Raw genomic sequence first — 11918 nt, forward strand, 5'->3', positions numbered from 1 at the left:
TCGACGAGTCCGAGCTGAAGGAGATGGCCGTCTTCCTCACCCACTACCTCGGCTTCCCGTTGGGCTCGGCGCTCAACGGCGCCGTCGACACCGTGGTGGCCAAGCGCAAGAAGGCCGCGGCCAAGGGTGCCGGCGAGGACAAGAAGGCCAATGTCGACAGCGCGCTGAAGATGCACTCCGGCAACCAGCCGGAGTGAGCCTCAGTAGGGCTGACCACCTTCGGGCATCACGTACTCCGAGGTCGGCCCGTACCTACCGTTGACCGTGGTCCCGCCGTTGATCATGCCCGCCGCCATCTCCAGCATGTTGGTGGGGAAGCCGAGGGTGGGTTCGGTCAGCGCGTCGAGGCGGGCCAGCTCGTCACTGGTCAACTCAACATCGACGGCCCGGACGTTGTCGTCGAGTTGCGAAAGTCTGCGTGCGCCGATGATGACGGAAGAGACGGCAGGCTGGGCGAGCACCCAGGCCAGCGCCACGCTGGCCACCGTCGAGTCGTGTGCGCCCGCGATGACCTCGAGTTCGTCGATCAGCGCGTAGGTCTCGTCGTTGAGGAAGCTGTCGACCAAGGCACCTCGGTCGGCGCTGCGCTGGCCGGCGTTGCTCCGGGTGTACTTGCCGCTCAGTACGCCGCTCTTCAGCGGTGACCATGGGGTGATCCCGAGGCCGAATTCGGTTGCCATCGGGACCAATTCCTGCTCGACGGTGCGCTCGAGCAGTGAGTACTCGATCTGCAGCCCGACAAACGCCGACCACCCGCGGAATGCGGCGATCAGGTTGGCCTGGGCGATCTTCCACGCCGGTGTATCGGAGACACCCAGGTAGCGCACCTTGCCGGCGCGAACGAGGTCGTCGAGTGCGGCCATCGTCTCCTCGATGGGAGTGTTCACATCCCACATGTGCAGCCAGTACAAGTCGATGTAGTCGGTCTGCAGGCGCCGCAACGAGTTCTCGCACGCCTTGATCACCGACTTGCGTCCGGACCCGCCGCCGTTGGGGTCACCCGGATACAGGTTTCCGCTGAACTTCGTCGCTATCACCAGACGATCGCGCCGTTCGGGGTGGCGCCCGATATGGTCGCCGATGATCTTCTCCGAATGGCTTCGGGTGTAGAAGTTCGCGGTGTCGATGAAGTTGCCACCCAGCTCGGTGTACCTATCGATGATCTGTTGCGACTCTTCGACACTGGTGCCCCAACCGAGGTCTTCTCCGAATGTCATCGCGCCCAAGCACAAGGGGCTTACCCGCAGACCGGACCGCCCGAGTGTCACGTATTGATCCAGAGGCATGGTGACCGCTTTCTGGTAGATTGTTCACACATGAGTTTGTACAGAACTAAACTAGTTCATGTCTGAACGATCTGGCAAGTCGACGTCTGCCGAGGACGCCGCCAAGATCTGGTCGCTGAACTATCGGTTGCTGTTGTCGGTGATCTCCACCGTGGAGGCCGACATGGCGGCCGTGGGTCTGGACTCTAAAGAACTATTCCTGCTGGCAGAGGTGGACGAGTATCCGTACCCGGCCGAGCTCGCCACCGCGTTGAGCATGCCGAAGGCAACGGTCACGCTCTACCTGAAGAGGCTGGAGGCCGCGCAATACGTGCGCCGGGAGATCGATCCCGCCGATCTGCGCCGTCACCGCCTGATTCTCACGCCGGCCGGGCGGCGAGCCGCCGCTGACGGTATGGCGGTGCTGTCCGGCGAGTTCGACAAACGTCTGGCGCGGCTGAGCCTGACACAGCGCAAAGAGCTGAAAAACCTGTTGGAAAAGATTCTGTGAGACGTTGCCGCTACTCTGGCCTGTCGTGCGCGTCCTGGTAATCGGCTCCGGTGCCCGTGAACATGCCTTGCTGCTGGCGCTGGCCAACGATCCCGAGGTCAGTGCACTGAGCATCGCTCCCGGCAATGCCGGTACCGCCCGGATCGCCGAGCAACACACCGTCGACATCACCTCCGGTGATGAAGTGGTCGGCCTGGCTCGGAAAGTCGAGGCCGACTTGGTGGTCATCGGCCCCGAGGTGCCGCTGGTGCTCGGTGTGGCCGACGCCGTGCGGGAGGCCGGCATCGTGTGCTTCGGGCCCAGCAAGGACGCCGCCCGTATCGAGGGCTCCAAGGCGTTCGCCAAGGAGGTGATGGCCGCCGCCAGGGTGCGCACCGCCACCAGCGAAATAGTGGACAATCCGGCGCATTTGGACGCGGCCCTGGAGCGGTTCGGTCCGCCCGCTGGTGACCCGGCCTGGGTGGTCAAGGACGACCACCTGGCGGCCGGCAAAGGCGTGGTCGTGACGCCGGATCGCGACGCCGCCCGCGCCCATGCGGCCAGCCTGCTCGACGCCGGGCATCCGGTGCTGCTGGAGTCGTTCCTGGACGGACCCGAGGTGTCGCTGTTCTGCGTGGTCGACGGGGAAACCGTGGTGCCGCTGTTGCCCGCGCAAGACTTCAAGCGGGTCGGCGACGGTGACACCGGGCCCAACACCGGCGGAATGGGTGCCTACGCACCATTGCCCTGGTTACCCGACGATGTCCGTCGCGAAATCGTCAGCGGAATTGTCGAGCCGGTCGCGGCTGAGCTGGTGCGCCGCGGGTGCCCGTTCAGCGGCTTGTTGTATGTCGGTCTCGCAATCACCGCCGAGGGACCCGCGGTGGTCGAATTCAACTGTCGCTTCGGTGATCCGGAGACCCAGGCGGTGCTGGCCTTGTTGGAATCGCCGCTGGGCCAGCTACTGCACGCGGCCGGTTCGGGCGGATTGGCCGAGTTCGGGCAGTTGCGCTGGCGCGAGGGCGCTGCGGTAACCGTGGTATTGGCGGCCGAAAATTATCCGGGCCGGCCAAGGCTGGGAGACGTCGTCACCGGCGCCGAGGCCGAGGGAGTGCTGCACGCCGGGACCGCGCGCCGCGACGACGGCGCCATTGTCTCCTCGGGCGGTCGGGTGTTGTCGGTGGTGGGCACCGGCCCCGACTTGGCCGGGGCACGAGCCCACGCATACCACATATTGGAGTCGATTCGGTTGCCCGGCAGTCACTTCCGTAGCGACATCGCGCTACGGGCGGCTGAGGGCGACATCAGCGTCTCCTAACGCCGATACTGCGGGCAGTAAGCGGTGATCGCCGCGTTGACCCCGGCAGCCGCCTGCGCCGGGCTGACTCCCGCGCCGCTGTTCACGGTGGCGGTCGCGGCATCATCAGGGCTTCCCCCGTTCTGCAGGTCCGCGCACACGGCACGGCCCGTGGCGGCCGCGGTAGTGGGGTCGGTGACGGTGAGCCCGGGAATCTGCTCGATCAGGCCGATGAAGGTTTGGTCGGGGGCGGGCCGCTGTGGTGCGGGTGCCGGCGCGGGCGCGGGGACCGGTACGGGTGCCGGCGGCGCGGCCGCCGGGACCAGAGCCGGGGCTGCTGGCCGCGGGGCGGCCTTCGGTACGGCCGGCTTGGGCAACTCCTGAACCTGCGGCGGTGCCGGCGGCGGTGCTGCCTGCAACACGACTTGCGGCGGGACCGCAGCGGGCGGCGGCGCCGGCTCCGGGAGGTGTTGTGCCTGCGCCACGGGTGGTGCGGCAGCGAGCGAATTCTGTTGTGTGGCCGTGTTCTCGGCGTCGAACCGGTACCCACTGGCGCCGACGGCGGTCAACGCGACGGCCGTCGCGGCTGCGGCGAGAAGTTGCCATCGGCCGCGTCGCCGGTCCCGGTCTGCGCCAGCGGTGGCCGCGGGAGCCGCTGTGGGCTTGGGCGGCCTGGCCACCAACGGTCGCGGCATGGTCAGCGCGGCAACCGTGGGGTGCCGGCGCGAGCGGACCGCCTGGGCGAACGCGTCGGCGAAGTCGGTGCACCGCGGGAACCGATCGGCGGGGTCCTTGGCGAGCGCTCTGGCCAGCACCGGGTCGAAGTTGGTGAGCATGGGCCGGGTGTCGGCGAGAGCGGGAGGCGGCGCGGTCAGGTGTCGACCGATGACTACGGCGGGGTTGGTGTGCGGGAAGAGGGTGGTACCGGTGAGCAGATGGTAGGCGGTGGCAGCCAGCGCGTACTGGTCGGCGCGCCCGTCAACCGGTTCGTCCGTCAACTGTTCGGGGGCGGCGTAGGGGAAGGTGCCGATGGTCATGTTGGTGGCGGTCAGCCCGCTGCTGTCGGAAATGTTGCGCGCGATACCGAAATCTCCCAACAGGATTCGCTGGTCACCGTCGCGCGGTGCGGCAAGCAGGATGTTGGCGGGACTGACGTCGCGGTGCATGACATTGTGCTGTTGATGCGCATAGTCGAGCGCGCTGGCGATCGCTGCGGTTATCGTCGCCACCTGATCCGCCGGCATGCCGACTGGATAGTGGTCGCGCAACAGGCTTGCCGCGTCGGTGCCGTCCACGAAATCCATGGAAATCCATAGCTGACCGTGGAACTCGCCGCGGTCGTTGACGCGCACGATGTTGGGATGCCACAGCCCGGCCGCCAGGTCGGCTTCTTTGATGAAGCGACATCGATAGGCGTCGTCGGCGGAAAGCTCTGTGCCCAATACTTTGAGCGCTTCGCGGCGGGGCAACCGGGGATGCTCGGCGAGGTAGACCTCACCCATTCCACCCGATCCCAGCAACCGGATGATCGTGTATCCGGCGAACACCTCACCCGCCTTAAACCCGACGCCCGGGTTCCCAGCGATTGACCCCATCGTCGCACCGTCCATTCACTGCGCATTCCAGCCTCAGCGGCAGCCTCCACGGAGCGTACAACGGTGGTTCACCTACAATCCACCTTCCGTTAACCAAAACATACCCAACGCTTAACTTTCGGCGAGTTCGTTTGGGTCGGTCAGAACGCTGCGGCTTGTCCGTCGCGGCGCGGGTCGCTGGCCGCCACATACCCGTCAGCCAGCCGCCAGATCGCCTGGCAGCTGCCGAATTGGTTGTAGTCCTCGGTCGTGATCAGCTCGTGTCCACGTCGGCGCAATTCGTCCAACGTGGCTGCGGGAAAGCCCTTCTCGAAACTGACCTGCAGGCCCTGCACCCAACGGAACCGGGGCCCGTCACAGGCGGCTTGCGGGTTCTGGCCGTAGTCGGCGATGCGCACCAGAACCTGCACGTGCCCCTGCGGCTGCATGGGTCCGCCCATCACCCCGAAGCTCATCACCGGCGCGCCAGCCCTGGTCACAAAGCCCGGGATAATCGTGTGGAAGGGACGCTTGTTCGGTCCGACCGTATTCGGATGACCCTGCTGCGCAACAAAATTCGCACCGCGGTTCTGCAATGATATGCCCGTGCCCGGTACCACCACGCCCGATCCGAAGCCCATGTAATTGGACTGGATCATCGACACCATCATGCCGTCGGCGTCCGCGGCGGTCAGATACACGGTGCCGCCGGCGGGTGTACCGGCCGCTGCCGGCTTGGCCCGGCGCGGGTCGATCAGCTTGGCGCGCTCCTGAAGGTAGCCACTGTCGAGAAGCTGCTCACAGGCCAGCGTCATGTGGTCAATATCGGCGACATGGGTGTGCGCGTCGGCGAACGCGAGCTTCAACGCCTCGATTTGCAGATGCACGCTGTCCGCGGAATCGACTGCAAGCGAAGACATGTCGAAGTGGTCGAGGATGCCCAGAGCAATGAGCGCCACGATGCCCTGGCCATTGGGCGGTATCTCGTGCAACGTGTAGCCGCGGTAGTTGCCGGCGATGGTCCCCACCCAGTCGGCGTGATGGGCGGCCAGGTCGCCGGCTTCCAGCGCCCCACCGTTGGCCGCCGAATGTGCCGCCAGCGCCTGCGCCAGATGTCCGCGGTAGAACGCCTCGCCGTTGGTCTCGGCGATGGCCTCCAGCGTGGCCGCGTGAGCGGGCAACCGGAACAACTGACCCGGCTGTGGCGCTGTCCCGTCAGGCAGGAACGCTTCGGCAAACCCGGGCTGGTCGGCGAATAGCGGAACCTGAGCCGCCCACTGCTCGGCGACGGTTGCTGACACAAGAAATCCGTTGCGCCCGTAGGTGATTGCCGGGGTGAACAGCCGCGCGAACGGCAGCTTGCCGAACCGGGCGTGCAGTTCGGCCCAAGCCGATACCGCACCCGGCACGGTCACCGAGTTCCAGCCCAGAGCCGGAACACCGTGGCCGCCGAAGTAATCCGGTGTCCACGCTGCCGGCGAACGCCCGGATGCGTTCAAGCCGTGGAGTTGCGTGCCGTCCCAGACGATGGCGAATGCATCCGATCCGATGCCGTTGGAAACCGGCTCCACGAGTGTGAGGGTGATGGCTGTCGCGATCGCGGCGTCGACGGCGTTGCCGCCCTCGGCCAGCATCCGCAGCCCCGCTTGGGCGGCCAGCGGCTGGGAGGTGCAGACGACGTTGCGGCCCAGAATCGGCTTGCGCGGCCAGGCATAGGGGAAGCTCCACCCAAACGGCGCGCTCATGTCAGGCCGTCAACAGCGGCGCCATCCAGGTGAGCTCTGCCGGCAGCTGCGAGCTCCAGAATCCGCCGTCGTGGCCACCTGGCGAGAAACCGCCCGCTGGCGGATTGGGTAGTTGCGCGATGAATTGCTTGGTCGCCGAATAGAACGGATCACTGTCCCCGCAGTCGATGCGGATCGGGATGGCGCCCAGCGCCGGCATGCCCCACACCGAGTTCGCGGCGTAGTCGTCGGCCCCGTCGAAAGCCCCGGGTGCCGCCGCGCCCGCGGAGGTCCACAGGGCCGGGCTGACCGCACAGATCGCCGCGGTGCGCCCCGCGCCCAGACGCCCGCCCAGCAGCAGCGCGCCGTAGCCACCCATCGACCACCCCAAAAAAGCCACCCGCGAGGTGTCCAACTGGTGGCTGTCCAGCATGGGAATCAGTTCGTTGAGCACCATGGCCCCGGCGTCGTCACCGGAGGCGCGCTTGTGCCAGTACCCGCCGCCCCCGTCGACGGCGACGACAGCGAACGGCGGCAATCCGGCGTTGACAGCCTGGGCCAGACCCTGCTCCACACCGCCGGCCATGACAGTGGCCGCATCGCTGCCTTTGCCGTGCAGCGCGATCACCGGGCGCAGCGGCTTGGTCTGTCCCGGCGGCCGGGCGATCGCCCAGTTGGTCGAGACACCGCCGCGCGCGGCCGACACGAAGGAGCCGGTCGTCATGGTGGGTGCGGCCTGAGCGGGCGGCGGCGGATCGAGCGGTCGTCCCGGCGCCAATGGAACGCTTGTTCCAAACGCCGGTTGCGGCGCGGCGACCGAAGTTCGCGGCGAAAACACCATGTCGAGCGCATATGCGCCGACCGCGCCGCATACCGCGCTGGCTCCCAGGCCCAGCACCGAGCGACGACTCAAGTCCGGCATGCGCGCCATCATGCCATGGACGTTTGGCGAAAATGGCAATGCAGTACCACTTTGGCTGGCAGCATGTGTGGGCGTGACGGCAGCAGTTACTCCAAAAGGAGAACGTAGGCGGTATGCGTTGGTCAGCGCTGCCGCCGAGCTGCTCGCCGAGGGCGGGTTCGAAGCAGTGCGCCACCGGGCAGTCGCCCGGCGAGCCGGCCTGCCGTTGGCGTCCACCACTTACTACTTCTCGTCTCTCGACGATTTAATCGCCCGCGCGGTCGAACACATCGGGATGATCGAGGTCGCACAGTTGCGGGCTCGGGTGAACGCGCTGTCCCGCCGGCGACGGGGTCCCGAGACCACGGCTGAGGTGCTGGTTGACCTGCTGGTGGGCGACGTGTCCGGCCCCGGGCTCGCCGAGCAGCTCATCTCTCGATACGAGCGGCACATCGCCTGCACTCGCCTACCGGCGTTGCAGGAAAGCATGCGCCGCAGCCTGCGCCAGCGTGCCGAGGCGGTCGCCGAGGCCATCGAGCGGTCCGGCCGGTCGGTTCGGATCGAGTTGGTGTGCACGCTGATCTGCGCCGTCGACGGTTCGGTGGTCTCCGCGTTGGTGGAAGGCCGCGACCCGCGCGGTGCCGCGCTGTCGACCGTGGTGGACCTGGTCGACGTGCTGGCGCCGGTGGATCAACGGCCCGTGGTCGCCAGGCCAGCGGGCAGCGTCGGCGTGACGATATAACCGTTGGCCAAGTCGCCGTAGACCGTCATATCGGCCGGGCAGCGGTAGGCGTACAGCGCCACATACGCGCAGACGACGGCATCGATGGGATCCTCGGCGCGCCGCAATTCGCTTTTGCGCTGCGCGGTGACGACCTGCCGGCGCAGTCTCGCCCAGCCCGGATGAGTGGTGACGTGCAGGGGTATCTCGGCCTGCGCCAGGCCCTCGAGACCATCCATCAGCCGCAGCAACTCCGACTTCAGCTGCGCGAGGTCGCGGCCCGGCTTGGCCTTGTACTTCAGGGTGCGCGGCAGCCGGAACAGTGCCACCGTCGCCGCATGCGGATAGACCTCGAGGGCTCGCCGTCGCGACGGGGAAAGCGGATCGAGGTCCAAGCGCAGCGCGCGCGCCAATCGGGCGGCGCGCGGGCCGTTGGCGAACTCCGGCTTGCTGGTGTTGGCCGGATGTGCGCCGGCTTCGAATCGGCGGAAGTCGCGGTTGAGCGCCGTCTCGGCGGGACGCTGGCCGGTCGGATTGGTGACCACGAGCGGCGCATCGAACCCGACCACGCAGTCGCCGGTCGAATACGGCCGCAGCATCGCCAGCACCGCGTCGTCCTCTCGGGCTGCGCCGACATCCAGCAGGTGACCGGTTGGGTCGAGCACGGCGACACCGGTGGGGTTGCGGCCGGCCCAGGCCAGATCCACGCCGGCGAAGTGCACCCTCAAAGCGTAGATCGAGGCGCGGTCAGCTCCGTCACACCGGCCGGTGGGCGGTGCGACGCTCTTTGTGCCCACCTCGCAGCGACAGGTGGGCGAACCGGCGCGCACCCGTAAGCTGTGTCTTCGTGAGTATCCCGAATGTGCTGGCCAACCGGTACGCCAGCGCCGAGATGGTCGCGATCTGGTCGCCGCAGGCCAAAGTCATCGCCGAGCGGCGCCTGTGGCTGGCCGTGCTGCGAGCGCAAGCCGAGCTCGGGGTGGCCGTTCCCGCGGAGGCGATCGCCGATTACGAACGGGTGATCGACGACGTCGACCTGTCCTCCATCGCGGCGCGGGAACGCGTCCTGCGCCACGACGTCAAGGCCCGCATCGAGGAATTCAACGCGCTCGCCGGCCATGAACACGTGCACAAGGGGATGACCAGCCGCGACCTGACCGAAAACGTCGAGCAGTTGCAGATCCGACGATCGCTGGAAGTCGTATACGCCCACGGGGTGGCCGTGGTGGCACGGCTGGCAGAACGGGCGGTGGCCTACCGCGAGCTGGTGATGGCCGGGCGCAGCCACAACGTCGCCGCGCAGGCGACCACGTTGGGCAAGCGATTCGCCTCGGCGGCCCAGGAGACGCTGATCGCGTTGACCCGGCTGCGCGAGTTGATCGACCGCTATCCGTTGCGAGGCATCAAGGGGCCGATGGGCACCGCGCAGGACATGCTCGACCTGCTCGACGGGGATGCCGCCAAGCTCGACGAGCTCGAACGCCACGTCGCCGAATTCCTGGGATTCACAACAGTATTCAGCAGCGTCGGTCAAGTCTACCCGCGATCGCTGGACCATGACGTAGTGTCCGCCTTGGTGCAGTTGGGCGCCGGGCCGTCGTCGCTGGCGCACACCATTCGGCTGATGGCCGGACACGAGCTGGTCACCGAGGGATTCGCGCCCGGGCAGGTGGGGTCCTCGGCGATGCCGCACAAGATGAACACTCGCAGTTGTGAGCGAGTCAATGGACTGCAGGTGGTGTTGCGCGGCTACGCCTCGATGGCCGCGGAGTTGGCCGGTGCGCAGTGGAACGAAGGCGACGTGTTCTGCTCGGTAGTGCGCCGGGTCGCGTTGCCCGACAGCTTCTTTGCCGTCGACGGCCAGATCGAGACGTTCCTCACCGTGCTCGACGAGTTCGGTGCCTACCCGGCGGTCATCCAGCGCGAGCTGGACCGGTACCTGCCCTTCCTGGCCACCACCAAGGTCCTGATCGCCGCGGTACGCGCCGGCATGGGCCGCGAAGCCGCACATCACGTGATCCGCGAACACGCCGTGGCTACGGCGCTGGCCATGCGCGAACGCGGCGCCGAACCCGACTTGCTGGACCGCTTGGCCGCCGACCCGAGGCTCCCGCTGGACCGCGACGCGCTCGACGCGGCGCTGGCCGACAAGAAGGCATTCACCGGTGCGGCCGGTGAACAGGTCGACGAGGTCGTCGCAATGGTGGACGCGCTGGTCAGCCGGCATCCGGACGCGGCCAAGTACACGCCCGGGGCGATCCTGTGACGCTAGCCAGTGCGTTGTCGGGTATCGACTTCACCGATCTGGACAACTTCGCCGCGGGATTCCCGCACCACCTCTTCGCCATTCACCGTCGCGAAGCACCGGTGTATTGGCACGAGCCGACGGAACACACCCCGGACGGGGAGGGTTTTTGGTCGGTGGCTACCCACGCCGAAACCCTTGAGGTCCTGCGTGATCCGGTGACGTACTCCTCGGTGACCGGCGGACAGCGACCGTTCGGCGGCACGCTGCTGCAGGACCTGTCCATCGCGGGCCAGGTGCTCAACATGATGGACGACCCGAGGCATTCGCAGATCCGCCGACTGGTCAGCTCTGGGCTGACGCCGCGCATGATCCGGCGTGTGGAGGACGACCTGCGGGCCCGGGCTCGGCGGCTGCTGGACGCGGTGGTGCCGGGGGAGCCGTTCGATTTTCTGGTCGACGTCGCCGCCGAACTGCCGATGCAGATGATCTGCATCTTGCTGGGAGTGCCGGAGGCCGAACGGCATTGGCTTTTCGAAGCCATCGAGCCGCAGTTCGACTTCGGTGGGTCGCGCAAGGCGACGTTGTCGCAGCTTTCCCTCGAGGAAGCCGGGTCGCGGATGTACGCCTATGGGCAGGAACTGATCGCCGCGAAGCGGGCCCAGCCGACCGACGACATGCTGTCCGTAGTGGCGAACGCGTTGGCCGACGATGCGGACGCGCCGGTGATGTCCGACGTCGAGGTCTATCTGTTCTTCAGTCTGCTGTTCAGCGCCGGTGCGGAGACCACTCGCAATGCGGTCGCCGGTGGGCTGCTGGCGCTGGCCGAACACCCAGCCCAAATGTCCGCGCTACGTGCCGATCTCGACTTTCTCGGAACAGCGGTCGAGGAGATGGTCCGCTGGACCTCGCCCTCGCCGTCCAAGCGGCGCACCGCCACCCGCGACGTCGCGTTGGGCGGACAGCACATCGAAGCCGGACAGAAAGTTCAGATCTGGGAAGGCTCGGCCAATCGCGACGCAGCGGTGTTCGACCGTGCCGACGAGTTCGACATCGCCCGAAAACCCAACCCACATCTGGGATTCGGTCAAGGTGTGCACTACTGTCTGGGCGCCAACCTGGCCCGACTGGAATTGCGGGTGTTGTTCGAGGAACTGCTGTCGCGCTTCGACGGCGTGCGCGTGGTGCGGCCCGTCGAGTGGACGCGGAGCAACCGCCATACCGGTATCCGCCACCTGGTCGTGGAATTGCACGAGGCGCGGTGAACACACATATTGCGGACGGTGAGCGCCGTCAAGGCCAGCCACGCCGACAGCGCGACTCCCCCGAGCGTCGCCACCACCACCGGCTGCGCTGCCAGCCGGCTGTCCAGTACTGCGCACGCGGCCACGAAGGTGAACAGGCGCAGTGTCACATCAGGATCGGTGAGATCCCAGCGAATCCTGCCGAGCACCGCATACACCGCCACCAGCATGACCAGAACCAATAGGCCCGCGGTTGCCAGGACCCCCAACGTGTCGCTGATCCAGCGGTAATGCTGTAGATGAGCGGCGATCGACACGATGCCAGTGGCCATGACCGCCGCGAACACATCGGGAGCCGGCTCGACATCGGCGAGCCGCAGGTTCACCGCGCCTCGTGCAATTCCACGACCAGGTGGCGGATACCGGTATGGCGGTTGCTCCGCGTCCACTCGACGTT

Annotated in this window: 10 protein-coding genes and 2 pseudogenes; 6 read left to right on the forward strand and 6 right to left on the reverse strand. The window is 67.1% G+C overall.

The window, feature by feature from the left end:
- A pseudogene (locus tag A9W95_RS02785) lies at positions 1–197 on the forward strand (carboxymuconolactone decarboxylase family protein); the annotation flags it as partial.
- Positions 198–200: 3 nt separating this feature from the next.
- Here the strand turns inward: A9W95_RS02785 and A9W95_RS02790 are convergent.
- Entirely contained in the window at positions 201–1286 is a 1086-nt protein-coding gene (locus A9W95_RS02790; protein ID WP_067409118.1) for an aldo/keto reductase, read from the reverse strand.
- Positions 1287–1344: 58 nt separating this feature from the next.
- Here A9W95_RS02790 and A9W95_RS02795 point away from each other — a divergent pair, with 58 nt between their 5' ends.
- Both A9W95_RS02795 and purD read left to right on the forward strand, forming a co-directional pair.
- The gene (locus A9W95_RS02795) at positions 1345–1776 is read left to right on the forward strand and encodes a MarR family winged helix-turn-helix transcriptional regulator (RefSeq protein ID WP_067409119.1); all 432 of its coding nucleotides are present in this window, start codon (positions 1345–1347) and stop codon (positions 1774–1776) included.
- Between the two features lie 25 nt (positions 1777–1801).
- Positions 1802–3073 carry a phosphoribosylamine--glycine ligase gene (gene purD, locus A9W95_RS02800; protein ID WP_067409120.1) on the forward strand — a complete coding sequence of 424 codons (1272 nt, stop codon included), beginning with the start codon at positions 1802–1804 and terminating at the stop codon, positions 3071–3073.
- Here purD and A9W95_RS02805 read toward each other — a convergent pair.
- From A9W95_RS02805 to A9W95_RS02815, 3 genes are all read right to left on the reverse strand, one after another.
- Positions 3070–4647 carry a serine/threonine-protein kinase gene (locus tag A9W95_RS02805; RefSeq protein ID WP_216638124.1) on the reverse strand — a complete coding sequence of 526 codons (1578 nt, stop codon included), beginning with the start codon at positions 4645–4647 and terminating at the stop codon, positions 3070–3072. The two genes, purD and A9W95_RS02805, sit on opposite strands and share 4 nt — an antisense overlap.
- A gap of 140 nt (positions 4648–4787) precedes the next feature.
- The gene (locus A9W95_RS02810) at positions 4788–6371 is read right to left on the reverse strand and encodes a gamma-glutamyltransferase family protein (protein WP_067409122.1); all 1584 of its coding nucleotides are present in this window, start codon (positions 6369–6371) and stop codon (positions 4788–4790) included.
- 1 nt (position 6372) lies between these two features.
- Positions 6373–7284, reverse strand: a complete 912-nt coding sequence (locus A9W95_RS02815) for an alpha/beta hydrolase-fold protein (RefSeq protein WP_067409123.1) — start codon at positions 7282–7284, stop codon at positions 6373–6375.
- Between the two features lie 55 nt (positions 7285–7339).
- Between A9W95_RS02815 and A9W95_RS02820 the strand changes: the two genes are divergently transcribed.
- Positions 7340–7993 (forward strand): TetR/AcrR family transcriptional regulator, encoded by a 654-nt coding sequence (locus A9W95_RS02820; RefSeq protein WP_156745968.1) that lies wholly within the window; start codon positions 7340–7342, stop codon positions 7991–7993.
- Here A9W95_RS02820 and A9W95_RS02825 read toward each other — a convergent pair.
- The gene (locus tag A9W95_RS02825; protein ID WP_067409125.1) at positions 7942–8694 is read right to left on the reverse strand and encodes a DUF429 domain-containing protein; all 753 of its coding nucleotides are present in this window, start codon (positions 8692–8694) and stop codon (positions 7942–7944) included. The two genes, A9W95_RS02820 and A9W95_RS02825, sit on opposite strands and share 52 nt — an antisense overlap.
- A 125-nt stretch (positions 8695–8819) precedes the next feature.
- On the opposite strand from A9W95_RS02825, the gene purB reads away from it, so the two are divergent.
- Positions 8820–10238, forward strand: a complete 1419-nt coding sequence (gene purB, locus A9W95_RS02830) for an adenylosuccinate lyase (RefSeq protein WP_067409126.1) — start codon at positions 8820–8822, stop codon at positions 10236–10238.
- Complete coding sequence (locus tag A9W95_RS02835) at positions 10235–11482, forward strand: cytochrome P450 (RefSeq protein WP_067409127.1); 1248 nt, start codon at positions 10235–10237, stop codon at positions 11480–11482. Before purB ends, A9W95_RS02835 begins: the two co-directional genes overlap by 4 nt.
- Before the next feature lie 17 nt (positions 11483–11499).
- On the opposite strand, the pseudogene A9W95_RS25895 reads toward A9W95_RS02835, so the two are convergent.
- Positions 11500–11793: pseudogene (locus A9W95_RS25895) on the reverse strand (C4-dicarboxylate ABC transporter); the annotation flags it as partial.
- Positions 11794–11918: the final 125 nt, after the last annotated feature.

It is taken from the genome of Mycobacterium sp. 1423905.2, from assembly GCF_001673155.1.
In the GTDB taxonomy this organism is placed as follows: domain Bacteria; phylum Actinomycetota; class Actinomycetes; order Mycobacteriales; family Mycobacteriaceae; genus Mycobacterium.